The 25,838-nt window shown below is 57.5% G+C and carries 23 protein-coding genes; 13 read left to right on the top strand and 10 right to left on the bottom strand.

The window, feature by feature from the left end:
* Window positions 1-314: 314 nt before the first annotated feature.
* The 8 genes from ACQZ51_RS17275 to ACQZ51_RS17240 all read right to left on the bottom strand — a co-directional run bounded on the left by ACQZ51_RS17275 (window position 315) and on the right by ACQZ51_RS17240 (window position 8,744).
* Window positions 315-2,036: an ABC transporter substrate-binding protein gene (locus tag ACQZ51_RS17275; protein ID WP_448779059.1), complete on the bottom strand. Its 1,722-nt coding sequence runs from the start codon at window positions 2,034-2,036 to the stop codon at window positions 315-317.
* A 78-nt stretch (window positions 2,037-2,114) separates the two neighbouring features.
* Window positions 2,115-2,396 (bottom strand): DUF2160 domain-containing protein, encoded by a 282-nt coding sequence (locus tag ACQZ51_RS17270; RefSeq protein ID WP_448779057.1) that lies wholly within the window; start codon window positions 2,394-2,396, stop codon window positions 2,115-2,117.
* Between the two features lie 14 nt (window positions 2,397-2,410).
* On the bottom strand, window positions 2,411-3,229 hold the full coding sequence (locus ACQZ51_RS17265) for a carbohydrate ABC transporter permease (protein ID WP_409233748.1): 819 nt from the start codon (window positions 3,227-3,229) through the stop codon (window positions 2,411-2,413).
* A gap of 14 nt (window positions 3,230-3,243) precedes the next feature.
* Entirely contained in the window at window positions 3,244-4,110 is an 867-nt protein-coding gene (locus ACQZ51_RS17260; protein WP_192066236.1) for a carbohydrate ABC transporter permease, read from the bottom strand.
* A 2-nt stretch (window positions 4,111-4,112) separates the two neighbouring features.
* A complete protein-coding gene (locus tag ACQZ51_RS17255) occupies window positions 4,113-5,183 on the bottom strand; it encodes an ABC transporter ATP-binding protein (RefSeq protein ID WP_243257848.1) in 1,071 nt (356 codons plus the stop codon).
* A 12-nt stretch (window positions 5,184-5,195) separates the two neighbouring features.
* Complete coding sequence (locus ACQZ51_RS17250; protein WP_448779054.1) at window positions 5,196-6,281, bottom strand: ABC transporter ATP-binding protein; 1,086 nt, start codon at window positions 6,279-6,281, stop codon at window positions 5,196-5,198.
* A gap of 71 nt (window positions 6,282-6,352) precedes the next feature.
* Complete coding sequence (glpD, locus tag ACQZ51_RS17245; RefSeq protein ID WP_448779052.1) at window positions 6,353-7,861, bottom strand: glycerol-3-phosphate dehydrogenase; 1,509 nt, start codon at window positions 7,859-7,861, stop codon at window positions 6,353-6,355.
* Between the two features lie 103 nt (window positions 7,862-7,964).
* Window positions 7,965-8,744 (bottom strand): DeoR/GlpR family DNA-binding transcription regulator, encoded by a 780-nt coding sequence (locus tag ACQZ51_RS17240; RefSeq protein WP_448779050.1) that lies wholly within the window; start codon window positions 8,742-8,744, stop codon window positions 7,965-7,967.
* A 212-nt stretch (window positions 8,745-8,956) separates the two neighbouring features.
* Between ACQZ51_RS17240 and ACQZ51_RS17235 the strand changes: the two genes are divergently transcribed.
* The 10 genes from ACQZ51_RS17235 to ACQZ51_RS17190 all read left to right on the top strand — a co-directional run bounded on the left by ACQZ51_RS17235 (window position 8,957) and on the right by ACQZ51_RS17190 (window position 20,031).
* Window positions 8,957-10,555 carry a peptide ABC transporter substrate-binding protein gene (locus ACQZ51_RS17235; protein WP_448779048.1) on the top strand — a complete coding sequence of 533 codons (1,599 nt, stop codon included), beginning with the start codon at window positions 8,957-8,959 and terminating at the stop codon, window positions 10,553-10,555.
* A gap of 137 nt (window positions 10,556-10,692) precedes the next feature.
* A complete protein-coding gene (oppB, locus tag ACQZ51_RS17230; RefSeq protein ID WP_112501497.1) occupies window positions 10,693-11,616 on the top strand; it encodes an oligopeptide ABC transporter permease OppB in 924 nt (307 codons plus the stop codon).
* Window positions 11,609-12,739, top strand: a complete 1,131-nt coding sequence (locus ACQZ51_RS17225; RefSeq protein ID WP_448779045.1) for an ABC transporter permease — start codon at window positions 11,609-11,611, stop codon at window positions 12,737-12,739. The genes oppB and ACQZ51_RS17225 overlap by 8 nt, the downstream gene beginning before the upstream one ends.
* A gap of 1 nt (window position 12,740) precedes the next feature.
* Window positions 12,741-14,351, top strand: a complete 1,611-nt coding sequence (locus ACQZ51_RS17220) for an ABC transporter ATP-binding protein (protein ID WP_448779043.1) — start codon at window positions 12,741-12,743, stop codon at window positions 14,349-14,351.
* Between the two features lie 144 nt (window positions 14,352-14,495).
* Window positions 14,496-14,795 carry a hypothetical protein gene (locus tag ACQZ51_RS17215; protein ID WP_448779226.1) on the top strand — a complete coding sequence of 100 codons (300 nt, stop codon included), beginning with the start codon at window positions 14,496-14,498 and terminating at the stop codon, window positions 14,793-14,795.
* Window positions 14,796-14,917: 122 nt separating this feature from the next.
* Complete coding sequence (locus tag ACQZ51_RS17210) at window positions 14,918-15,457, top strand: DUF4334 domain-containing protein (protein ID WP_448779041.1); 540 nt, start codon at window positions 14,918-14,920, stop codon at window positions 15,455-15,457.
* A gap of 104 nt (window positions 15,458-15,561) precedes the next feature.
* The gene (locus tag ACQZ51_RS17205; protein ID WP_448779039.1) at window positions 15,562-15,813 is read left to right on the top strand and encodes a hypothetical protein; all 252 of its coding nucleotides are present in this window, start codon (window positions 15,562-15,564) and stop codon (window positions 15,811-15,813) included.
* 96 nt (window positions 15,814-15,909) lie between these two features.
* Window positions 15,910-16,569 carry an ABC transporter ATP-binding protein gene (locus tag ACQZ51_RS17200; protein WP_448779224.1) on the top strand — a complete coding sequence of 220 codons (660 nt, stop codon included), beginning with the start codon at window positions 15,910-15,912 and terminating at the stop codon, window positions 16,567-16,569.
* Window positions 16,566-18,971, top strand: a complete 2,406-nt coding sequence (locus ACQZ51_RS17195; RefSeq protein WP_448779037.1) for an FtsX-like permease family protein — start codon at window positions 16,566-16,568, stop codon at window positions 18,969-18,971. The genes ACQZ51_RS17200 and ACQZ51_RS17195 overlap by 4 nt, the downstream gene beginning before the upstream one ends.
* On the top strand, window positions 18,961-20,031 hold the full coding sequence (locus ACQZ51_RS17190) for a lipocalin-like domain-containing protein (protein ID WP_448779035.1): 1,071 nt from the start codon (window positions 18,961-18,963) through the stop codon (window positions 20,029-20,031). The genes ACQZ51_RS17195 and ACQZ51_RS17190 overlap by 11 nt, the downstream gene beginning before the upstream one ends.
* Before the next feature lie 19 nt (window positions 20,032-20,050).
* Here ACQZ51_RS17190 and ACQZ51_RS17185 read toward each other — a convergent pair whose 3' ends face one another.
* Entirely contained in the window at window positions 20,051-20,746 is a 696-nt protein-coding gene (locus tag ACQZ51_RS17185) for a Crp/Fnr family transcriptional regulator (protein WP_448779033.1), read from the bottom strand.
* Between the two features lie 64 nt (window positions 20,747-20,810).
* Between ACQZ51_RS17185 and ACQZ51_RS17180 the strand changes: the two genes are divergently transcribed.
* The 3 genes from ACQZ51_RS17180 to treY all read left to right on the top strand — a co-directional run bounded on the left by ACQZ51_RS17180 (window position 20,811) and on the right by treY (window position 24,398).
* Window positions 20,811-21,125 carry a DUF6894 family protein gene (locus tag ACQZ51_RS17180; protein ID WP_448779031.1) on the top strand — a complete coding sequence of 105 codons (315 nt, stop codon included), beginning with the start codon at window positions 20,811-20,813 and terminating at the stop codon, window positions 21,123-21,125.
* A gap of 196 nt (window positions 21,126-21,321) precedes the next feature.
* Entirely contained in the window at window positions 21,322-21,831 is a 510-nt protein-coding gene (locus ACQZ51_RS17175; protein WP_052496772.1) for an RNA polymerase sigma factor, read from the top strand.
* Window positions 21,832-21,902: 71 nt separating this feature from the next.
* Window positions 21,903-24,398: a malto-oligosyltrehalose synthase gene (gene treY, locus ACQZ51_RS17170; protein ID WP_448779029.1), complete on the top strand. Its 2,496-nt coding sequence runs from the start codon at window positions 21,903-21,905 to the stop codon at window positions 24,396-24,398.
* A 21-nt stretch (window positions 24,399-24,419) separates the two neighbouring features.
* Here treY and ACQZ51_RS17165 read toward each other — a convergent pair whose 3' ends face one another.
* Entirely contained in the window at window positions 24,420-25,733 is a 1,314-nt protein-coding gene (locus ACQZ51_RS17165) for an MFS transporter (protein ID WP_448779027.1), read from the bottom strand.
* Between the last annotated feature and the right edge of the window lie 105 nt (window positions 25,734-25,838).

Genomic DNA, 25,838 nt, shown 5'->3' with positions numbered 1-25,838 from the left:
TGCTGCAAGCCTTATCCCTACCACCGTCATCCTCGGGCTTGTCCCGAGGATCTAACCACGGCTCGTCGTTTACGACAGTGGTGGTCTTATGAGGCAGATTGCGAAAAGCAAAAGCCGGAGGCGATGGATTCGCCTTCGGCTTTTGAGTTTTTGAAAGCCCACGTCGAAGTCTAATTGAACGGCAGCAGACCCTCGGGACAAGCCCGAGGGTTGACGGAGGTGGGATGGTTGGTTGAATGGTGGGCTGGTGGAGTTGGTGGCACAAAAAAACCGGGGGCAGCGAACCGCCCCCGGCATCATTCAATTCAGCAGACCTAGTTCTGCCAGCTCTTGACCAGTTCGTCGTAGTTGACGGTCATCGGCTTTTCTTTTTCGTTGGCGACCTTCATCTGGGGTGCAAGGTTGCCCTTAGAAACGGCGTCCTTGTTCCAGTATTCGAGATCGTGCTCTTCGGCGAGCTTCGGTCCGAATTCGCCCTGAACGCCAGCACGTTCCAGACGCTGCAAGACCTTTTCCTGTTCGGCGCAAAGCGAGTCCATCGCCGCCTGAGCTGTCTTTGCTCCGGAGGATGCATCACCAACGGCCTGCCACCACAGCTGTGCCAGCTTTGGATAATCAGGAACGTTGGTGCCGGTTGGGGACCATTGAACGCGAGCTGGCGAGCGATAGAACTCGATCAGGCCGCCGAGATCCTTGGCGCGCTTTGTGAAGCTTTCGTGGTTGATCGAGGATTCGCGGATGAGTGTCAGGCCGACATGGCTTTTCTTCAGGTCCACGGTCTTCGAGGTCACGAACTGCGCGTAGAGCCATGCGGCCTTGGCGCGATCGTCAGGGGTGGATTTCATCAATGTCCAGGAACCCACGTCCTGATAGCCGAGCTTCATGCCGTCCTTCCAGTAGACGCCATGCGGGGAGGGGGCCATGCGCCATTTCGGCGTGCCATCCTCGTTTACCACAGGCAGGCCCTTCTTGACCGCATCAGCCGTAAAGGCCGTGTACCAGAAGATCTGCTGGGCCACTTCGCCCTGCGCCGGAACGGGACCGGATTCGGAGAAGTTCATGCCTTGGGCTGCTGGAGGCGCATAAGCCTTCAACCAGTCGAGATATTTCTGGATGGCGTAGACGGACGCTGGTCCGTTGGTATCACCACCGCGTGCGACGCAAGAGCCGACCGGCTGGGACTTCTCGTTGACCTTGATGCCCCATTCATCGACCGGTAGGCCGTTTGGCAAGCCCTTGTCACCGTTGCCAGCCATGGAAAGCCAGGCATCGGTAAAGCGCCATCCAAGCGATGGGTCTTTCTTGCCATAGTCCATATGGCCATAGACCTTTTTGCCGTTGATTTCACGACCGGTAAAGAATTCGGCGATGTCTTCATAGGCAGACCAGTTGACGGGAACGCCAAGGTCGTAGCCATACTTGGCCTTGAAATCCGCCTTGTTCTTTTCATCGTTGAACCAATCATACCGGAACCAGTAAAGGTTGGCGAATTGCTGGTCCGGCAGCTGGTAAAGCTTTCCATCTGGCGCGGTGGTGAACTTCGTGCCGATGAAATCCTTCAGGTCGAGGCCGGGATTGGTGACGGCCTTGCCTTCATTCGCCATCCAGTCCGTCAGGTTGCGGGCCTGCTGGTAACGCCAGTGGGTGCCGATCAAGTCGCTGTCGTTGACGAAGGCGTCATAGATGTTTTCGCCAGACTGCATCTGCGTCTGGAGCTTTTCCACCACGTCACCTTCACCGATGAGGTCGTGGGTCAACTTGATGCCGGTGATCTCAGAGAAGGCCTTGGCCAGCACCTTGGATTCGTATTCATGCGTGGTGAGCGTTTCGGAAACGACCTTGATATCCATGCCGGCAAAAGGCTTTGCCGCATCGATAAACCATTGCATTTCCTTTTCCTGTTCAGCCCGGCTGAGGCTGGAGAGATCGCCGACTTCCTTGTCCAAGAAGGTCTTGGCCTCATTCATCCCGGCGTTGGCCACGCCGGTCAGTGCCAGCAGCGCGGCTGCCGTGGTTGCTAATAGATGCGCTCGCATAATCATCCTCCCAATGTTTACGATTGCTTGCAGTCCCATATCCGGGCGGTCCCTCCGCCCGGTATTTCCGTCGATGATCTATATGAGGCGGAACACGCCAATCGCATAGACAACCGAAAGAGCCAGTGCCCACCAAAGGCCGGGGCCGATAAGGCCGAGCCAACCAAGGTGGATGAATGCCGAGCCGAGCAGCGACACGAACAGCCGGTCGCCGCGCGTTGTCTCGAACCGCAGAATGCCGACGCGCGGATTGCCGCCGGGCGATATATATTCCCAAACGGCCATGCCGATCAGAAGCGCCAGAATGGTCAAGAAAAACAAAGCCGTGGGTAGCGTCCACGCCATCCAGGAAAAACTCATGGGCCTTCTCCTTGTTAGACGCGGCCGAGCGCAAAGCCCTTGGCGATGTAGTTTCTGACGAAATAGATGACGAGTGCGCCGGGTATGATGGTGAGCACACCCGCTGCGGCCAGCACGCCCCAATCCATGCCCGAGGCGGAAACCGTGCGTGTCATGGTGGCGGCAATCGGCTTTGCGGCCGTTGTCGTCAGCGTTCTTGCCAAAAGCAGTTCGACCCAAGAGAACATGAAGCAGAAGAAGGCTGCCACACCAATGCCGCTGGCGATGAGGGGCATGAAGATCTTCACGAAGAAGCGCGGGAAGGAATAACCGTCAATATAGGCGGTTTCATCGATTTCCTTCGGCACGCCGGACATGAAGCCTTCGAGAATCCAGACCGCCAGCGGAACGTTGAACAGGCAGTGGGCAATGGCCACAGCGATGTGCGTATCGATCAATCCGAATGCGGAATAGAGCTGGAAGAAGGGAAGCGCAAACACAGCGGGTGGTGCCATGCGGTTTGTCAGCAGCCAGAAGAACAGGTGCTTGTCGCCCAGGAAGCGATACCGCGAAAACGCGTAGGCTGCGGGCAGGGCGGCGGCGACAGAAATCACCGTGTTCATCGCCACGTAGATGATGGAGTTAATATAGCCATTATACCAGGCCGGATCGGTAAAGATGACGGTGTAGTTGCGCAGCGTCGGGTTCTGCGGCCAGAGCGAAAAGGCACCGAGAATCTCACCGTTTTCCTTGAAGCTCATATTCACGAGCCAATAGATGGGCAGCAGCAGAAACAGGATGTAGATCGTTGGGATCAGAAAGGAGAAGCGTGTAATGGACTTTGAATTGCTCATGATAATCTCCTTTCTCAAGCCTGTTCGTCGCTGTTGGTCATGACGGTGTAGAAGATCCAGGACAGGGCAAGGATAATCAGGAAGTAGATGATCGACATGGCCGCCGCTGGCCCCAGATCGAACTGACCGACCGCCATCTTCACGAGATCGATGGACAGGAAGGTGGTGGAATTGCCGGGGCCGCCGCCGGTGACCACGAAGGGTTCGGTGTAGATCATGAAGCTATCCATGAAGCGCAGCAGCACGGCGATGAGAAGCACGCGCTTCATTTTCGGCAACTGGATATAGCGGAAGACCGACCAGCGGGATGCGCCATCAATGCGCGCCGCCTGATAATAGGCATCCGGGATAGATACCAGACCGGCATAGCACAGCAGCACGACAAGGCTCGTCCAGTGCCAGACATCCATGATGATGACGGTTGCCCAGGCATCCACAGGGTCCTGCGTGTAGTTGTAATCGACGCCGAGCATGGAGAGGTAATGGCCGAGAAAGCCGATATCGACGCGCCCGAAGACCTGCCAGATGGTGCCGACAACGTTCCACGGAATGAGAAGCGGCAGGGCCATGAGCACGAGGCAGACGGGGACGCCAAGGCCGGTTTTGGGCATGTTCAGCGCAATCAGGATGCCGAGCGGAATCTGGATTGCCAGAATGACAAAGGAGAATATCAGGTTGCGCATCAACGCATCCCAGAAGCGGGGCGAATGCAGGATTTCCATGAACCAGTCGGTTCCGGCCCAGAAGAACTGGTTGTTTCCGAATGTGTCCTGAACCGAATAATTGACCACCGTCATCAGCGGGATGATGGCGGAAAAGGCAACGAGCACGAGGACGGGAATGAGCAGCAGCCATGCCTTGTTGTTGACTGTTTTTTCCATGGTCAGGCCTCCATGCCAACGCGCCAGCTATCGGCGTAGATGCCTATGGCCTTGGTATCGAAACTGACATGCGGTTCGGATGGAATATCGCCATCCTCAGGCACGACCACCGTCAAGGGATGGCCGGCAAAGCTTGCCCGCACGATTTTGTGGCGGCCGATATCTTCAACCTTGCTGATGGTGACGGGCATGCCTTCGCGGCCAAGCGTGATGAATTCAGGCCGGATGCCAAGCTCCGTGCGCGCACCGGCCTTGACGCCGGGTGCCGATGACAGAACCAGATTTTGATCGCCAATACGGGCCGTTGCACCATCCAGCGCCACCGGCATGAAGTTCATGCCCGGAGAGCCGATGAAATATCCGACAAAGGTGTGGCTGGGCCGCTCGAACAGCTCCGCAGGCGTGCCGATCTGCACGATCTGGCCATCATACATGACGACGACCTTGTCCGCAAAAGTCATGGCCTCGGTCTGGTCATGGGTGACATAGACCATGGTAAAGCCGAACTGCTTGTGAAGACGTTTCAGCTGCGAACGCAGAACCCATTTCATGTGCGGGTCGATGACCGTCAAGGGCTCGTCGAACAGAATGGCGTTCACGTCATCGCGCACAAGGCCGCGTCCCAGCGATATCTTCTGCTTCTGGTCGGCTGTCAGCCGATTGGCGCGGCGGGTTGCCATATCCTTGAGATCGATCATCTCGAGGATTTCGTTCACGCGACGACCGACATCGTTTTCCGGCACGCCGCGATTGCGCAGGGGAAATGCCAGATTGTCGTAAACGGTCATGGTGTCGTAAATGACCGGAAACTGGAACACCTGCGCGATGTTGCGCTGTTCCGTGGGTAGATTTGTGACGTCCTTGCCGTCAAACAGAATTCGACCATCGGACGGGTGGATCAGGCCGGAGATAATGTTGAGCAGAGTTGTCTTGCCGCAGCCGGAGGGGCCGAGCAGCGCGTAGGCGCCGCCATCGCTCCACTCATGGTCCACTTCCTTCAAGGCGTAATCATTGGCCGCCCGTGCCTTGGCGTTGTAGGCGTGGCGGATATGGTCGAGACTGATGCGTGCCATGGTCTCTTCTCCTCACGCGGCTGCTTGTTGCGGGGCGCCAAGGGAGCGCCCCGTTGCATCGAACGCCATCAGATGGCGGGTATCGAGGTAGACATCAATCTCGCGATCCGGCTCGATATCCAGAATGCCGCGTGTCAGCATGACCCAGCGGTTGCCCGCATAATTGAGATGGATAAAGCTCTCCGAACCTGCAATTTCCGAAATCAGCGTCTTCGCACCGAGCTTTGCAGTAGCGCCGTCATTGCTTGGTGCCGGGTAAAGATGGTGCGGGTGGAAGGCGAGCGTGACAGGACCTTCCGCTACATCAGACAGATGGGCCGGGACTGGAAAGGCAGCTTCGCCATTGTGAAGGAAGGACGCGCCGGAGCGGGTCAGCGGCAGGATGTTGAGCGGTGGATCGGCAAAGGTCTTTGCCGAGACAAGATCGACCGGGTTTCTGTAAAGATCAATAGTGCTGCCGAACTGGGCGACATGGCCCTGATGCATGGTCGCGGTATTGCCGCCCAGAAGCAGGGCCTCGGATGGCTCTGTCGTTGCGTAGACGAAGATCGCGCCGGATTCAGCGAATATCTTGGGCAGTTCCTCACGCAGCTCTTCGCGCAATTTGTAGTCAAGGTTGGCCAGCGGCTCATCGAGCAGAACGAGGCTGGCATTTTTAACGATGGCGCGGGCAAGGGCTGTGCGCTGCTGCTGGCCACCGGAGAGGTTGAGCGGCGTGCGGTCGAGATAGGGCGTCAGCCGCAGCATCTCGGCGGCGCGGCGCACCTCCCGGTCGATGGTCGCTGCGTCCTTCTTGGCAATGCGCATCGGGGAGGCGATGTTTTCATAAACGGTGAGCGCGGGATAATTGATGAACTGCTGGTAGACCATGGCCACGCTGCGGTCTTGCACGCGCTTGCCCGTCACATCCGCTCCATCAAACAGAAGCTGTCCCCCGGTCGGTCTGTCCAGACCAGCCATGAGCCGCATCAGCGATGTTTTTCCAGATAGCGTCGGCCCCAAGAGCACATTCAATGTGCCCCGCTTCAGGGTCAGATTTGTGGGGTGAATATGGTACTCACCACCCACCATCTTTGCGATATTGCGTAATTCCAGCATGCGTTCCCGAGGCCTCCCAACCTGCAAGATTCTGCTTCAATGTCAGTGTTTTATGCCCCTGCGGGCATGGTTCAGGCGGCGTTCGTTGCCATATAGTCGTTCAGTGCGGCAGCTTGCTCGCGAGAAAAATGCAGGCCCTGCTTGGTTCTGCGCCACAGCACATCTTCGCTGGTTCTGGCCCATTCCTGTTGCATCAGCCATTCGACTTCACGCTCGTAAAGATCGCCTCCGAAATGCTGGCCGAGCGCCTCCATGCTGGCCGCATTCCCGAGGATCGCGTGTGCTTTCGTTCCATAGAGACGCACCAGTCTGCGCGCCTGACGATCTGAAAGAAAGCTGTATTTTGCCTTGAGCTTATTTACCTCAGTCTCGTAGCCAGTGGCTGCGAAATCTCCACCCGGAAGCGAGCTTTTGCCCGTCCAAGGCTTGCCCTTGTCGCCAATGGCTTCCGCCACTTTTTCCAGCGCATGTTCGGCCAGACGGCGATAGGTGGTGAGCTTGCCGCCGAACACATTCAGAAGTGGTGCTGCACCATCGGTGCCCTCAAGCTTCAACACGTAATCGCGCGTGGCTTCCTGCGCACTGGATGCGCCATCATCAAACAGCGGACGCACTGCCGAATAGGTCCAGACGATGTCGTCCTTCGTGACAGGTTCAGCGAAATATTCGCTGGCGGCGTTGCAGAGGTAATCGGTTTCCTCGCCGCTGATCTTCACATCGGCAGGATCGCCTGTGTAGTCGCGGTCCGTGGTGCCGATCAGCGTGAAATCCGTTTCATAGGGAATGGCGAAGATGATGCGGTTGTCAGGGTTCTGGAAGAAATAGGCCCTGACATCGTTGAACTTCTTCTTAACGATGATGTGGCTGCCCTGAACCAGACGCACATTGTGAACCTGGTTCTTGCCCGCCGCATTGGACAGGACATTATCCACCCATGGGCCGGACGCGTTGACCAGCATGCGGGACTGAACAGTCTTGATCGCCCCGCTCGCCGTATCCTTCACGTCGATATTCCACAATCCGCCATCGCGGCGCACAGATGTAACCTTGGCGCGGCTCATGATATCCGCGCCCCGGTCTGCTGCATCACGCGCATTCAGCACGACGAGGCGGGCGTCATCCACCCAGCCATCGGAATATTCGAAGGCTTTGGTGAACAGCGGCTTCAGCGGCTTTCCAGCGGGATCGCGGCGCATGTCGAGAGATTTGGTAGGGGGCAACAGCTTGCGGCCGCCCAGATGGTCGTAGAGAAAAAGGCCGAGACGGATGAGCCATGCCGGGCGAATGCCGCCTTTGTGGAAAGGCAGAACGAAACGCATGGGCCAGATGATGTGTGGCGCCATGGCCCAGAGCACTTCGCGCTCCATCAAGGCCTCGCGCACCAGCCGGAACTCGTAATGTTCGAGATAACGAAGGCCGCCGTGAATGAGCTTGGTCGCGCCAGAAGACGTGCCGGAGGCGAAATCATTCATCTCGGCAAGCGTCACGGAATAGCCACGGCCCGCAGCGTCACGCGCGATTCCGCATCCATTGATGCCACCACCGATCACGAAAATATCGCGGACAGCGCTCTCAGTCACTGCATTCTCCCTGATGCGACTATGCGCCGCTTGTTCTCTTTAAATCCGAACTTAATCAGAGTTAAAATGAAAAGAAAGCGAATGTCAAACGAATGTTCGCAACTCAATTCGGCTTCGTTTGGTTTTCGGTTTCGATCAACCGGACGTCGTTTTCGCGACAGATGGCCTTGACCGATGCAGAGGGGCAGTGGTCTGTTATAAAGGTGTGAACCTGCGATAGATGGCCAATTCTGACGGGTGCCGTGCGGTCGAATTTGCTTGAATCCGATACGAGAATGACGTGCCGCGCATTGGCGATGATGGCCTGTGCGACTTTCACTTCCCGGAAGTCGTAATCCAGCAGTGCGCCGTCCTTGTCGATGGCGGAAACGCCGATGACGGCATAGTCCACCTTGAACTGGCGGATGAAATCAACAGCCGCCTCTCCCACGATGCCGCCATCGGTGCCGCGCACCACGCCACCGGCAATGACGACCTCGATGCCTGAGAATATTCTCAACCTGTTGGCAACGTTGATATTATTGGTAATCACCATCAGTTCCTGATGGTCCACCAAGGCTTCGCCAACGGCCTCCGTGGTGGTGCCGATATTGATGAAAAGCGATGATTTTGCCGGAATGAGTTCCGCTGCTGCGCGGCCTATCGCCTGTTTTTCAGTGGCCGCAATGGAGCGTCGCGCCTCATATTTCACGTTCTCCGTGCTGCTGGGAAAAATAGCGCCGCCGTGGATGCGCGTGAGCGCACGCGCCTCGCAAAGGTCGTTCAGATCCTTGCGGATTGTCTGCGCCGTCACCGAAAATCGTGACGCCAGATCATCCACGCTGACCTTGCCCTCGGATTTTGCAAGCTCGATGATATCAAGTTGGCGCGATGAGAACATCATGAAGGCTTCTACCCGGCAATATCGATAAAGTTTCGTTTTATTTCATTTTTTGAGAAAACGAAAGCGGGGGAGCGGGGCATTTCGCGCAGGTTTTCCACAATCTAAGGGGTTATAAACCCGTTAAATTGTCCGCCTGATAAATATTGGGGTTGCGCGTCAGGCGGATTTGTCATTGTTTGCGGGTTCTCACACTTTATGGGGAAATTAAAAAAATGAAATCTATAAAAACAACAACGCGGGCCGCACTCCTGCTAGGCTCGATCCTGATTGGCGCAACTCCTTCTCTCGCAGAAACCGTTCTGCACCGTGGCAATTCCGGCGAGCCGCAGACGCTCGATCAGGCCCAGACCTCCATCGACATTGAAGCCTTTATCTTGAAAGATCTCTATGAAGGCCTGACAATCTATGGCGCGGATGGCAAGATCATCCCCGGCGCGGCGGAAAGCTGGACGCTGTCTGACGATGGCACGGTTTACACATTCAAGCTGCGCGAAAACGCAAAATGGTCTGACGGCACGCCTGTGACCGCCGAGGACTTCGTGTTCTCCTACCAGCGTGTTGAGGATCCGAAGACAGCCGCGAAATACGCAAATATTCTCTACCCCATCAAGAATGCCGAAAAGATCAACAAGGGCGAAGCCAAGCCTGAAGAACTTGGCGTGAAGGCTGTTGACGCCAAGACGCTGGAAATCACACTTGAGCGTGCAACGCCGTTCCTGCTCGAACTGCTCGCGCACCAGACCGCACTCCCTGTTTCCAAGGCAAGCGTTGAGAAGAACGGCGCGGACTTCGTCAAGCCAGGCACGATGGTTTCGAACGGTGCCTATACGCTGCAGGCGCATGTTCCCAATGATAGCCTGACGGTTGTGAAAAACGCGAACCACTGGGACGCTGCGAACACCAAGATCGACAAGGTCATTTTCTACCCGATCGACGATCAGGCCGCTTCTGTGCGCCGTTTCGAAGCCAAGGAAATGGACCTCGCCTACAACTTCTCGGCTGATCAGTTGGATCGTCTGCGCAAGTCCTATGGCGAGCAGGTCCACGTTTCTCCGACGCTGGCGACCTATTACTACACCTTCGATACGCGTGAAGCGCCCTATAACGACGTTCGCGTTCGCCGCGCGCTCTCCATGGCCGTAGACCGTGACTTCCTTGCCAAGGAAATCTATAGCGGCTCGCAGTTGCCATCCTACTCCATGGTTCCGCCCGGCATGGGCAGCTATGGTGAGCCTGCCAAGGCAGACTTCGCCACACTTTCGCAGCTCGACCGTGAAGACGAAGCCGTGAAGCTGATGAAAGAAGCCGGTTATGGCGAAGGCGGCAAGCCGCTGTCCGTCGAAATTCGTTACAACACCAACCCCAACCATGAGCGCGTTGCGACTGCCGTTGCCGATATGTGGAAGACCACGTTTGGTGCCAATGTGTCGCTTGTGAACCTCGACGTTGCCTCGCACTATGGCTACCTGCAGGAAGGCGGCAAGTTTAACGTTGCCCGTGCCGGCTGGGTTGCCGACTATGCGGATGCGGAAAACTTCCTCAATCTGTCCGTGTCTTCCAACAAGACCTTCAACTACGCAAAATTCAACAATCCTGAATTCGATGCGTTGATGAAGAAGTCTTATGAAGAAAAAGACGCTGCTGCTCGCAACAAGATCCTGCACGAGGCAGAAACCATCCTGATGAGGGAGCAGCCAGTTGCGCCTTTCCTGACGCAGGCTGACCTTTGGCTGGTTTCGAACCGCGTCAAGGGCTGGAAGGACAATGCCAATAACGAGCACCTCAGCCGCTTCCTGAGCGTTTCCGAATAAGCAGTGCTGCCACGGTGGTTCTGAAACATGTCGCGCATCCTGCCTGCGCGACATGTTTTCAAGAACGGGTTATATCTGCGGCTGGGTGAAAATCCCGACGCATTTCGCCGCCGTGCCATGCCGGAGCCCGAATTATCATGATATCTTTCGTTCTGCGCCGTTTGGCGAGCGCCGTGCCGACGTTGTTTATCGTCGTCACGATTTCTTTTTTTCTGATGCGATTTGCCCCCGGCGGTCCGTTCAATCTTGAACGCCCTCTGCCACCGCAGACCATGGAAAACCTGATGAGAACCTATCATCTGGATGAACCATTGTGGCGTCAGTATCTGATCTACATGAAGAACGCCGTGACCGGCGATTTCGGCCCAAGCTACATCTATAAGGACAACACCGTTGCCCAATTGATTGGCAAGGGTCTTCCGTATTCGCTGGAGCTTGGTTTTTACGCGCTGCTGCTGGCCTTGATCGGCGGTGTGCTGGCCGGAACTTTTGCGGCGCTGAGGCAAAACAGCCTGTTCGACTTCTCGCTGATGTCCGTTTCCACGGTTGGCGTGACGGTGCCGAACTTCGTTGTTGCGCCGGTTCTGACGCTGGTCTTTGCAGTTCTGCTCGGTCTTCTGCCCGCCGGAAGTTGGGGTGATGGCTCGCTGCGCTATCTGCTCTTGCCGATGATTGCGCTGGCATTGCCGCAGTTGGCCGTGATTGCCCGCCTGACACGCGGCTCCATGATCGAGGCCTTGCGGATGGATCACATCCGCACCGCCAAGGCCTATGGCCTGCCCAGCCGCACAGTCGTTATCGTGCATGCGATGCGCGCGGCCATGCTGCCTGTGGTTTCCTATCTCGCGCCCTGCGCTGCCGCACTTCTGACCGGCTCCGCCGTGATCGAAACGATCTTCACCATTCCCGGTGTCGGGCGCTATTTCGTTCTCGGCGCTATCAATCGTGACTATACGCTTGTCATGGGAACCGTCGTTCTCATCGCGCTGTTCGTCATTGTTTTCAATCTGGTGGTCGATATTCTGTACGGCCTTCTTGATCCGAGGGTCAGACATGACTGATATCCCCGGCACAACAGCCGTTTCTCCTTCGGTGAAAAGCCGAAGCCTCTTCCAGCTCGCAACCATGCGTTTCCGGCGTAACACCGCTGCCATGGCCGGATCGGTCATGCTGGTGCTGATCACGCTGTTTTCGTTTCTGGGGCCGCAGTTCCTCACCCACACCTATGATCAGGTGTTCTCGTCCTATGTCTCGGTTCCACCAAGCCTTGAGGCGCGGCCTGATGCCGGCAGTCTCCAGGGCGTGATGGAGGGCGTGGCTGAGCGGGCACGGGTCGAGCTTCGGGAATTTGCTGTCGAAGGGCAGAAGTTTACCGCAACGGTGACCTCTTCAAACATGGTCGATCCACGCACGACACGTTATTTCGACCGCGCCAACGAGTTTGAAAACACAACGGTCGTTGCCACCGAAGACGATGGTCGCACGCTGAAAATCGAAGGCGATGTGAACCGCGAATATTTCTTCTTCGGCACAGACAGCAATGGCCGTGACCTTCTCGTTCGCGTCATGCTGGGCGGGCAGATCTCGATTGCGGTCGGCGTTCTTGCAAGCCTCGTGTCGCTCGGCATCGGCGTCGTCTATGGAGCGACAGCTGGCTATATTGGCGGACGTGTCGACAATGCGATGATGCGCTTTGTGGAAATCCTCTATTCGCTGCCCTTTGTGTTCCTCGTCGTTGTGTTGGTCGTGTTCTTCGGGCGAAGTTTCATTCTGATCTTCCTCGTCATTGGCGCGGTGGAATGGCTGGATATGGCGCGCATCGTGCGTGGCCAGACGCTGGCTCTGAAACGTCGTGAATTCGTGGGTGCCGCACAGGCGCTGGGCCTGACCGACTGGCAGATCATCCGCCGCCACATCATTCCCAACACCATCGGCCCTGTCGTTGTGTTTGTGACGGTTGTGGTGCCGAAGGTCATTCTTCTGGAAAGCTTCCTGTCGTTCCTCGGTCTTGGCGTTCAGGCACCGTTGACCAGCTGGGGCGCGCTGATTTCCGAAGGTGCGCAGAATATTCAGTCTGCCCCATGGCTGCTGATATTCCCGGCGACATTCTTCGTGCTGACGCTGTTTTCCTTGAACTTTGTGGGCGACGGGTTGCGTGACGCGCTCGACCCGAAGGATCGCTGATATGAATACGACATCTGACACCATTCTGACCGTGCGCGGTCTCAAAGTCGATTTCACAACGCCGGATGGCGATGTGAACGCCGTCAAGGGTATCGATCTCGATGTAAAAGCGGGTGAGACGCTGGCTGTGGTCGGTGAATCCGGCTCCGGCAAGAGCCAGACCATGATGGGCATCATGGGGCTGCTGGCGGCCAATGGTCGTGTGCAGGGTTCGGCCAAATATCGCGGTCGCGAGCTGGTTGGCCTTCCGGTTGATGAACTCAACGGTATCAGAGGCGCGAAGGTCACGATGATCTTCCAGGAGCCGATGACCTCGCTTGATCCACTTTACAAGATCGGCAAGCAGATTGCCGAGCCGATCATCCACCATCGCGGTTCCAGCAAGACGGAAGCGCGGGCGAGGGTGCTGGAATTGCTGAAACTGGTCGGTATTCCCGACCCTGAAAGACGCATCGACAGCTATCCGCATGAGCTTTCCGGTGGACAGCGCCAGCGCGTGATGATTGCCATGGCTCTGGCCAATGAGCCGGACCTGCTGATCGCGGATGAGCCGACAACGGCGCTCGATGTGACCATTCAGGCGCAGATCCTCGATCTGCTGAAATCCTTGCAGCAGCGTTTCGGCATGGCCGTTGTGCTGATTACCCATGATCTGGGCGTCGTGCGGCACTTTGCCGACCGTGTTGCTGTGATGCGGCGCGGCGAGATTGTGGAGACGGGAACGACGGAAGACATTTTCGAACGTCCACAGGCGGACTACACGAAGATGCTTCTGGATGCCGAACCCAGCGGCCACAAGCCGCCTGTTGGTGCGCAAGCACCTGTGGTTCTCTCCGGCCAGAATGTGACGGTGGATTACGAAATCCCCGGCGGCATCTTCACCAAGGCAAGCGCCTTCCGGGCTGTTGAAAGCGTCACCGTCAACCTGCGTCAGGGCCAGACCATCGGCATTGTCGGAGAATCCGGTTCCGGTAAATCCACGCTTGGGCGTGCCTTGCTGCGGCTGACCCCATCCACCGGGCGGCTGTTCTTCGGCAAGACGGAGATTTCGGGTCTCGACAGAAAAGCCATGCGGCCCATGCGCCGCCAGCTTCAGCTGGTGTTCCAGGACCCCTATGGGTCGCTGTCTCCACGCCAGACGGTGGGTGAAATCATCACCGAAGGTCTATACGTGCACGAACCGCAATTGAGCCGTGCCGAGCGCGACAAGCGGGCGATTGAGGCGCTGACGGAGGTTGGCCTCGACCCGGCAGCGCGCAATCGCTATCCGCACGAGTTTTCAGGCGGTCAGCGTCAGCGCATTGCCATTGCACGCGCGATTATCCTCAAGCCGGATGTGGTCATTCTGGATGAACCGACATCTGCGCTGGACCGTTCGGTGCAGGGGCAGGTCATCGATCTCTTGCGCGACCTCCAGACTGCGCATGGTCTTTCCTATATTTTCATCAGCCATGACCTGTCGGTCATCAAGGCGATCTCAGACTATGTGATCGTGATGAAAGACGGAAAGATCGTTGAAGAGGGTGAGACGGATGCGGTTTTCAACAACCCCGCCGCCGATTACACCCAAACGCTGATCCAGTCTGCTTTCACGGCGGATGCACCTGCTTGAGGATAGACCGGCTTCCGCCGGTCTATCTTTGCGGGTCAAGGAACAATTCGGTCACATCTGCGTTATTGCCTCGTGAAATTGATGTGCCAGCATAAGGCACCAGGAGGATATATGTTTAAATTGATTCAGGTGTCGGGTCTCGCGATGGTGATGGCTATGGCTGGCATGGCTACCACGGCCCCTGCCAATGCGCAGGACATGGAGCTCAGAATTGGCCGTGATGGCGTTCGCCCTGTCATTCGCGACCGCGACATCGACCGCCGTGGCCCACCGCCTCGCCGTGGATGCGGTGAACGCGAAGCCCGTGCCGCAGCCCGTGATTCCGGCTTGCGTGATCCGGAAATCGTGCGCGTAACGCCCCGTCGCGTTGTCGTGCAGGGCTTCACCCGTCGCGGCCCAAGCACGATTACCTTTGCAAATGAACGTGGTTGCCCGGAAATCTGAGCAAGGATCTTGCGTCGGCAATATGAAATGCAGGAACCCGCCTTGTGCGGGTTTTTTGTGCTTCATACACCCCAATAAAATATATTATTTGATTTGTGACCAAGCAAACCGGCGGGCGGAGCATGATTGAAAATATAATTGCGATGCGTGAGTCGAGTGCGGCGCAGGTGCTGGACTGTTTCGACGCGCTGCCGGTGGTCGATCTTTCGTTTATGGAAGGCCGCTGGAGAGGTTTTGAGATCAAAACCGGTCACAGGCTCGATGGTCTGCTGGAGCCGAGTGGATGGTATGGCAAGCTGTTTGTGAGCCCGGAGGCGGTGCACCCGCTTCTGTTCCGCACGCGCGACGGTAAAGGACTTTACGCCGTCGATCCTCTGCTTTTGCCCTTGGGATTGCCCTTCCCACGCTCTCAGGTGCTTGGCCTTGCCATGGCCCTTCTGCGGCCGGTGTTGCAGACCAGGTTGCCCAAGGCTCGACTTCGGATGGTCGAGTATCGCGGGCGCTTGACCGCCACCATGGCCTATGATGGAAAGCCGATCTTTGACCACTTCGCTCGGATCGATGACCGGCGGGTTTTGGGCATCATGGACCTCAAAGGCATGCCCGGCCCCTATGCATTTTGCCTGGAGCGGGACGATACGCCCATGGATGTGAGACTCTGACCATGAATGGAGGTCGCCACCGCGCATTCCCGGTAAGATAAAAAAGCCCGAAGGAACATCTCTGACATCGCAGCGTTTTCCTGTGCTTGCAAAAGGAGACTATTATGGCAGTGACCTATCACATTGGTGAACACGATGGCGGCTATGCTTACCGGCTTGGCGATGTTTGGTCGGAGACGTTTCCTGACCACGATTCTGCGCTGAAAGCGGCCAATGATGCTGCACGACGCCAGGAGCTTGGTGGCGAAGAGGCTGATATTTCCTTCCAGCTTGCGGATGGCACATGGCAGGAGCAGCACGTGAAGGGCGGCGACCGCCCGCAGGCCGATGTTGTCGATGATACCGACGAGAGGTAGAGCTACGCTGACCAGCGTGCCGACCCAGCGCAAGGCTGGTCCGTCGGCACGTGAAGGGTCTTGCGGTTCCGCACCTCAGGTGCAAGACTGGCCGCAATGATCCTGTCCCTGTCCAATATCCGTAAATCCTATGTCAGCCCCGAAGGCCCTATCGAGGTCTTGAAAGGCGTTGACCTCTCGGTTTCCAGCGGCGAGAGCGTCGCGCTGACTGGCGAGTCCGGCAGCGGCAAGAGTACCTTGCTGCATCTTGCTGGCGGCTTCGACAGGCCGGATGGCGGCACGATCACCATGAATGGCCGGGATATCACCGGACTGGACGAGCCCGACCGTGCGCTTTACCGGCGCAACGAGGTTGGGCTGATCTTTCAGCAATTCAACCTTATTCCATCGCTCAACGTGGAAGCCAATATCAGCTTTCATGCACGCCTTGCCGATCGGTTCGATGCGGCGTGGCAGGCGGAACTGGTGCAAAAGCTTGGGCTTGAGAGCCTGTTACAGCGTTATCCGGAGCAATTGTCCGGTGGCCAGCAGCAACGGGTGGCGGTTGCGCGCACATTGGCGGCAAAGCCAGCACTTGTGCTGGCAGACGAGCCGACTGGCAATCTGGACGAAGCCAGTGGTGATGCCGTTCTGGAGCTAATGCTTTCGCTCAGCAGGCAGGCCGGTTCAGCACTGTTGCTCGTGACCCATTCCATGCGGTTGGCAGACAAGCTGGACTCGAAGATCTTGCTGCGTGGCGGAAAAATCGCGATATGAGCCGGATTGCATTTTTCGCGCTCCTCTCGCACTGGCGTCACCGCCCGCTCCAACTCCTGACATTGATTTTAGGCATTGCGCTTGCAACAGCGCTCTGGTCTGGCGTGCAGGCTATCAATGCAGAGGCGCGGGCAAGCTATGCGCGTTCTGCCTCCATTCTCGAACAAAGCGGCCTTTCGCAGCTGACCACAAAAGACGGCACCGGCATTTCGCTTGCGACATTTGCGGCCTTGCGCCGAGCCGGGTGGAACGTTTCTCCCGTCATTGAGGGTGAAACCCGAATAGGCGGGGTGCGGATAAAACTCATCGGCATCGATGCCCTGACCATGCCGAGCGAAGGCCGCGTGGTTTCCATAACTGGATCGTCGGATCTGGTGGATTTTATGGCCGGGCAGGATGTGCTCATCGTTTCACCCGCGACAGCGGCGCGTCTTGGAAACCCTGAAGGGTTGCGCCTGCGCGTTTCCGGAACCATTCCCGATGGCGCAGCCTTTGCCGATATCAGTGTCTCCGACAGATTGCTCGCGAAGAACGGCCTGATCAGCCGGTTGGTTGTTGCGCCGGTGCAACTGCCCGGTTTGCAGCCGCTGGAAAGCCTCGCGCCCTATCTTGGTCTCCAGACGCCTGACCGGCCTGACATGGCGCGCCTGACGGACAGTTTCCATCTGAATTTGACCGCCTTCGGGTTTCTGGCCTTTATCGTCGGGCTGTTCATCGTTTACTCTGCGGCGGGGCTTTCCTTCGAGCAACGCCGCGCAACCTTCCGCACCCTTCGCTGTTTGGGCGTCTCGTTGCGGGGTCTCACCGTCATGCTGGTCGTTGAGATCATGGTCCTGGCCTTTATCTCAGGCGTGCTTGGCGTGGTGATTGGATATGTGATGGCATCCATGCTGTTGCCGGGTGTGGTTGCTACGTTGCGCGGTCTTTATGGCGCAGAGGTTTCCGGCACTCTTTCGCTGCGGCCGGAATGGTGGCTGGCGGGCATGGGCATGGCGCTGGCAGGCACGGCATTGTCATCTCTACAAAGCCTGTGGCGAGTGCGCACGATGCCCATTCTGGCATCATCGCAGCCACAGGCCTGGGGTCTGGCATCGGCAATGGCGCTGCGGTTTCAGTCTCTGGCGGGAGTCCTGTTGCTTCTTGTCAGTGCAGGCTTTGCCGTCGCAGGCTCTGGCCTCATATCGGGCTTTGTCGTTCTGGGTGCGCTTTTGCTGGGTTGCGCGCTGTTGCTTCCGCCCGTTCTCTCCATCTTCTTGCGATTAGTCGAGCGCCGGTCGCGGCACGCCATGACGCATTGGTTCTGGGCAGATACGCGTCTGCAACTGCCGGGTCTTTCGCTTGCGCTCATGGCGCTTCTTCTGGCGCTTTCTGCCAATGTCGGTGTGGGAACCATGGTCTCCAGCTTCCGCACCACATTTCTCGGCTGGCTGGACCAGCGGCTGGTTTCCGAGCTTTACGTGACAGCCCGCAATGAGGATGAGGCGACGAGGCTGAGGGCTTGGCTGCCGCTGCACGCCGATGCCGTGCTGCCCATCTGGAGCACGCGCGGCACGGTTCTGGGCGACGAGCTGGAAATTGCCGGGATTTCCGACCACGCCACCTATCGCGACCACTGGCCGTTGCTGGAGCATCAGCCCGACGTGTGGGACAGCGTGGCCGGGGGCCGGGGTGCGCTGATCAACGAACAGCTATGGCGCGAAAAGAAACTTCAGCCGGGGCAGGAGCTAACATTGCCGGGTGGATGGGTGGTGACGGTCGCCGGTGTCTATTCCGACTATGGAAATCCGAAGGGGCAGGTCATGGTGGGTGTGGATGCGCTCAGCCGACATTATCCTGACGTTTCGAAACTGCGATATGGCGTGCGCGTAGATCCGGCTCGGGTGCCGGATCTAAAACGGCAGCTTGTCGAGCAGTTTGGTCTTCCCGAAGCGGGTGTTATCGACCAAGTCTCACTCAAACAGCAATCACGGGCCGTGTTCGAGCAGACCTTCGTTGTGACTGGCGCGCTGAATGTGCTGACGCTGGGTGTTGCGGGCTTTGCGATGTTTGCCAGTCTGCTGACGCTTTCCACGTTGCGACTGCCGCAGCTTGCGCCCGTTTGGGCCATGGGGATACGCCGCAGAAACCTTGCCTTGCTGGAAGTGTTGAGAACATTTGCGCTGTGGTGCGTGACCTTCGTTGCCGCTATTCCCGTAGGCCTTGCGCTGGCATGGGTGCTACTGTCAGTCGTCAATGTCGAGGCCTTTGGCTGGAAATTGCCGATGATGATCTTTCCGTGGGATTGGCTGCGGCTGGCCGCGATTGCGCTTGTGGCGGCGATGCTTTCCGTGGCTGTGCCGGTCATCCGGCTGGCGACCATCAACCCTTCCGATCTGCTGCGGGTATTTGCCAATGAACGCTAGAATTCTGCGCGTTTTGATGATGCTGCTTGCACTGGCCTGTCTGCCGGGTGGCGCGCTTGCTCAAGGCTTCGCCGGGCTTGGGTCTGATGCACAAGGCTTTCAGGTGCCTGTGCGCGGAACGGCCTTGTCCTTCCCTAGGGATCATGGTCCTCACCCGGATTTTCGCATCGAATGGTGGTATGTTACCGCCAACCTTCAGACGGAGGATGGCACGCCGCTTGGCATACAATGGACGCTGTTTCGCTCGGCACTTGCGCCTGAGAACGCCCAAGGATGGGCCAGTCCGCAAATATGGATCGGCCATGCGGCGGCAACCACGGCTGTGCGTCATTATGTGGCGGAGCGACTGGGGAGAGGCGGTGTGGGCCAAGCAGGCGTGACTGCCACACCGTTTGAAGCCTGGATCGACGATTGGCAGATGAAGGCGCTGCCGAATGAAGGCCGCGACCGGTTGGACAGGCTGGAGCTTGGTGCGAAAGGCAATGATTTCGGCTACCAACTGACACTCGCAGCCAAGGGGCCACTCGTGGCGCAAGGCGACAAGGGTTATTCGGTCAAATCAGCATCCGGTCAGGCGAGCTACTATTACTCCCAGCCATTTTACGAAGTGACGGGAACGGTGACGCTGGATGGTGCGCCGGTTAAGGTTAGCGGCAAGGCGTGGCTGGACCGTGAATGGTCGTCCCAGCCGCTCGCATCTGACCAGACGGGATGGGACTGGTTTTCACTGCATTTGCCATCTGGCGAAAAACTCATGGCGTTCCGGCTGCGCGACGCTGGCGCGGGTTATACATCCGGCAACTGGATATCAGCGACAGGCGAAACGACGTCTCTGCTTCCGGGCGATGTAGTGCTGGAACCGCTCCGCACTGCTTCCGTGAATGGCAAGGACGTACCGGTCGTGTGGCGCGTGCGCGTGCCTGCCAAGGGGTTGGATATCACCACCCGTGCTTTGAACAATCAGGCATGGATGAGCACCTCGATGCCCTATTGGGAGGGCCCGATCAGCTTTGACGGGAGCGCAAAGGGCGTGGGCTATCTGGAAATGACCGGATACTGACGCAGGCCAAGGCGATGCCTTACCCTTGCTGTTGCGTGATGAGGCGCCGGTGCTCGGCTTCGGGTATGCCATAGGAATCACCAGCGGTTTCGAGCAAAGTGTTGCGGTTCTTGACTGTGATCATGCCGCGCTCTGCTTTGATGGCGAGATTTCCCTCCAGTTTGTGAAGCGCATCGGTGACGCTGGGCCGCCTGACGCCCAGCATGATGGCGAGGAAGTCATGCTTCAGAGGTAGCTCATCTCCCAACCGGTCCTGACACATGAGAAGCCAGCGCGCCAGCCGCTGTTCCACATCATACCGACCATCAGCCAAGGCTGTGGCCGCGATCTGGATCATGAAGACATGGGCGTATTTTTGCAGGTGCTCGCGCAGCGTGCGGCTGTCATTCATCAGCGCCCGCAAGTCAGGTGAGGGGATGCGCAGGGCTTCACCGCCAACCTGCATGAATGCCTTGTGCGGACTGGCGTCCACACCCATCAACACAGGAACGCCAGAACATCCCTCATGGCCGATGCAGCCGACTTCAATCGACTTTGAGGCAACCACTACCTCCGAAGAGAGGCCGCTTTCGAAGAAGTAGACATGGCTGATGGGCTCGTAGCTTTCGAATAGGGATTGTTCCTGGACGAGCGTTACCTTTTCCAGAAGCGGCTGAATGAGCGCGATGTCTTCCCGATTGAGGGTTTTAAGAAGGCCGTTGTTGGTCCAGGTCAAAGCGATACCCTTTCAAATGGTCTGTAACATGTGAGGCCTTCGAATGCCGGGCGGGAGGCCTGCGGTGTTTCTGGCTGTAAATTCTGTTGTGATGAAACTTTTGCAAGCGGCCTTGGTTCGGGAAGAACAGTGGAGAATTGCAATGAGATATTATTTTCACGTTCGCAGCCATGATGGGCTGGCAATCGACCCTGAAGGGGCTGAATTTGAGAGCCTGAACGCAGCATGTGATGAAGCCTTTCATTCCGCACGTGAAATCCTTGCCGATCGATTGCTCCGCGGGGAGGTGATCGATGGAGAGGTTTTCGAAATAACGATGGAAAACGGCGAGATCGTCCGAACTGTTCCCTTCAGGGACAGCGTAAAGTTCGAACCCTGAAAACCGCGGTTCTTGAAGCACCGTATTTCCCATGCGTCGGTCCTCTGCACTGTGCTGAACATTCGACCGATACGTGCCAGATGCCGAGAAAATCAAGCATATTAGCGCGAGCGTACGTTATCGTACCCAGAGCGCAGAAGCCGGAACGATGATGGTGGCAATGACTTGATCTCCCATGCACCAAGGGAGGTCGAGAATGTCAGCAGAGCAGAATATTCAGCAGGAAGTCATTGCCCTTATTCCAGCCCTTCACAGGTTCGGATCGAGATTTCACCGCAGCCAGACCGACGTCGAGGATCTTGTGCAGGAAACGCTTTTGAAAGCGCTACGCGCATTGCCATCCTATACACCAGGGACAAATCTGAAATCCTGGATGTTCACCATCATGCGTAATGCGCATCACACGGCCTATCAGAAAAACAAGCGTATCACAGTTGGTACCAACAATATGGAACACCTTATTCCGGCAGCGCCCTCGCCGCAGGAATGGGCAATTCGCAAGATCGAATATGACCGCGCACTTGCGGCAATGCCGGAGATTTACCGCGATGTCTTCCATCTCGTCATCGAGGATGGCGAAGCCTATGATGCGGCGGCGGACAAATGCGCGATTTCCGTCGGCACGGTCAAAAGCCGGGTGAACAGAGCCAAGCATTTTCTGGCCAACCACATGGGCGACACGATGTCGACTGCTGCGGCCATTTGATATTTCCCGGCTGAAATGTGGAACAAGTCTTGGCCGGTACAGTTCTCGCTCCTCTCCCACTGGAGCCTTACATGACCGTCCCGACTTCCACCTACCGCATTCAATTCCGCAACGGCATGAGTTTTGATCGCGCAGCGACGCTCGTGCCCTATCTCAAACAACTCGGCATCAGCCACCTCTATGCCTCACCCGTTTTTACGGCCACGGAAGGCTCCACCCACGGCTATGATGTTACCGACGCCAACGAGATCGACCCTGCCATTGGCGGTCGCGAAGGCTTCGACAGGCTGGTGCGGACGCTGAAATCAGCAGGTCTCGGCCTCATCCTCGACATCGTGCCCAACCACATGGCGTCATCGCTCGATAATCCATGGTGGAAAGACGTGATCGAACATGGTGAGGACAGCCGATATGCCCGACATTTCGACATTGACTGGTCGCGCCGCTTGACACTGCCGTTTCTGGGCGATGACTTTGACAAGGAGCTGGAGGCTGGCAAAATCAGCGTCAAGACCGACCTTGAGACGGGCAAACCCGCACTCTTTTACGAGGGTTCGTTCTATCCCCTGAACCCCGCTTCCTATGCCAATCAGGACGGTAGCATGCTTGAAACGATCAGCGCAGCTGCCATTGCTGAGCTGCATGAGCGCCAGCCTTACCGCCTCACATCCTGGCGGGATGCCAGCCGCGACCTGTCCTATCGCCGGTTTTTCGAGGTCGCGGGGTTGGTCGGCGTACGCGTGGAAGACCCCGACGTTTTCGACGACACCCATCGCCTCATTCTGGAGCTTGTGCGGGACGGCTCTGTAGATGGTTTGCGTGTGGACCATGTCGATGGTCTCGCCGACCCCAAAGCCTATCTGGAGCGTCTGCGCCGCGAAGCTGGTCCAGAGTGCCATATCACCGTTGAGAAGATCTTAGGCCCAGAGGAGCAGCTTCCCAAGGACTGGCCTGTCTTTGGCACGACCGGCTACGAGTTCATCGCGGCGCTGAGCAATCTGTTCGTCGCGAACGATAAGCTGGGCGAATTGCGCGCGGCCTATGAGGCATGTCTTGGCGAGCCCGTGGAAATGCCCAAGCGCTTGCGGGATGCCAAGCTTTTGATGGCGGAGCGAAATTTTGCCGGAGAGTTCAACCGGCTGCTTGAGATGGCGCGTGACCTGCTTGGCGCTGAACCGCATAACAGACAGCCCGATGACGAGAAGCTTCGGTCGGCGTTGCGAGAATTGTTGGTGGCCTTTCCGGTCTACAGAACCTATGGCACGCCGGATGGATTTCCCAATGAGAGCAAAGCGGTTCTGGATGATGTCGTTGAGACCATCAAAGCCGGTGCCCATGCGCCGGATGCCGATGCTCTCGCAAGCCTTGAGCGCTTGCTGAGCGAAGGGACGGGTGAAGTGGCGTGCGAATTCAGGACGCGCTTTCAGCAACTGACCGGCCCGCTGATGGCAAAATCGGTGGAAGACACGCTGTTTTACCGGCAGAACATGGCGCTTGCGCTGAATGAAGTGGGCGCTGAATCTCTGCAACACGCATTTTCCGTCAATCAGTTTCACGACGCAATGGCTGAGCGGCTTCGGCAGCAGCCGGATGCTCTCTCGGCCACATCAACCCATGATACGAAACGCGGCGAAGACGCCCGCGCGCGGCTTTACGCCATCACGGAGCAACCGGGCATATGGGCGAATGCCGTCAAGCGCTGGCAGGCCATGAATGCGCCTTTCGTGAAGACGCTGGACGATGGTCCAGCGCCCGAGCCTGCGGTGGAGTGGCTGATCTATCAGGCACTGGCCGGTGTCTGGCCTGTCGGGTTCGATTGGACGGATGAAAAAGCGCTGAAGGAACTGGAAGAACGCTTTCTGGCTTATCTTGAGAAGGCATTGCGTGAAGCCAAGCTTCGCACGGATTGGGGCGAGAACAACGGGGCCTATGAAAGTGCCGTTGCGGGCTATGTGCGCCAACTTCTTGCGCCGCAAAACAGCGCGTTTCTCAAGGACTTCAACGATACGCTGGAGCCTTTCGTCAAGGCGGGCCTTGCCAACAGTCTGGCGCAGACGCTGATAAAGTTGACCGCCCCGGGCATTCCAGACATCTATCAGGGCAGTGAAGGTTTCGACCTCAGCCTTGTGGACCCTGACAATAGGCGTATGCCGGACTACGACACTTTTCAGAAGCAGCTGGAGAGAGGCAGCCACCGCCACAGCTCAAGCCTTGAACTGAAACAGCATCTGATCGCCACCATATTGCCCATGCGCCAGAAAATGCCGCAACTGTTTGGTGCCGGCACCTATGTGCCATTGGTTGAACGGGGCGAAGGCGCTGGCCATTTTGTTGCCTTTGCACGGGTGAGCCCGGACGCGGCTCTCATCACCATTGCGCAACGCATGAAGATGGAGGCCGACGGCGATGGGAAGAGCTCCTATTCATCTGTCGAGATTGCGCTTCCGCCCGAACTTGCCAACCACACCTATGTGGACGTGCTAACCAAAGAAGAATGGCAGCTCGGCGAGACGATCACCCCCCCACAGGTCGCTGGCCTCGGTGTGGCATTGCTCAAAAAGCGATAGAATACGGGCAGACATCAGGCTCTATTCGAGGGCCTGATGTCTCGATTCTGCGTCGATCAGCCAGACGCTCGCGGCGGCAAGAACCAGCAAGCCAGAGATAAGCCCAAGGGCCAGCCCGAAATTCGAGACCATCAGCGGCGCAACGATAAGCGGTCCCAGCAATCCACCAAAGCGCGCCACGGCCCCGGCTGTGCCCATGCCCGTGGCACGAAGGGCAGTGGGGTATAGCTCTGGCGTGAATGCGTAAATCGCGCCCCAAGTGCCCAGCAGCGAAAAGCTGAGCAAAAGGCTCGCTGCAACCGCGATTTCAGCACTCTGGCCCAGTCCAAAAGCGAAGGTGCCGATAGCGCTGAGCAACAGGAAGCCGATCAGCGTGGGCTTGCGCCCCCATTTTTCCACGCCGTAAGCCGCAAGCGCATAGCCGGGCAACTGGGCAATAGCCAGATACACCAGAAAGACCTGACCACGCACGAAGCCGAAGCCATCTGCGGCCAGTTTGACCGGCAGATAAACGAACACGCCGTAATAAGACACCGAGATCAGCAGCCATGCCAGCATGAGGTAGAGCGTTCTGCGGCGCAAAGTGCTTGAAAACAAGTCAGCCAGCGCCGTGCGCTGCCGCGCCTGTGGGGCCAGCGGGGGTATTTCGTCCGTATTGCCATTGGTGTTCGCCACCCGTTGCAACACCTGCCGTGCTTCATCCGAGCGGCCCTTCTGATTGAGGTAGAAGGGCGATTCAGGCACATAAAGGCGCAACAGAATGCCGATGAGCGCCGGAAGACCGGTTACGAAGAAGATTGTTCTCCAGGCCTCTCCGCCCTGTGTGCCCGCCACAAGCGCCAGAAGCGCCAGCGCAACCGTGCCAATGGCCCAGCATCCTTCCAGAAGAACCAGCCAGCGTCCACGCCGGTCAGAAGGCAAAAATTCAGCCATCATCGCATAATCGACTGGCAACGTGCCCCCGACCCCGATACCCGTCAGAAAACGTGCGACAATCAACCATTGCAGATCTGGTGCGAAGGCTGAGGCCACGCCGCAAACCGCATCGAGAATGATGGCGATAAACAAAACCGGCCGCCGACCGATACGATCCGCCAACCGCCCAAACGCGAATGCGCCAACCAGCATGCCGAGGAAGAAAAATGTGCCCGTCTGCAAGGCTTGCGGAACGGTGACGCCGAAGCTCTTGGCAATGGACGGCGCGCTGAAGCCGATCGCCAGAACCTGCATGGCATCCGCTGCCCAGACAAGGCCAAAAATCGCAAAAAGCCGCTTTTGAAACGCGCCAACACCCGCAAGCTTGAGGCCATCCTCAACAGTAACAGACGATACCATAACACCCCCATGTCTTCGTACTGGCCGCACAAGGGTCAAGAGCCATATGCCCCGCTCTCAACACCTACAAGGGGTTCTGCCACGTCCGGCGCCTTATTCAAAGAT

The organism is Agrobacterium sp. CG674 (assembly GCF_053521645.1).
This window is presented reverse-complemented; position numbering and strand designations above follow the sequence as displayed.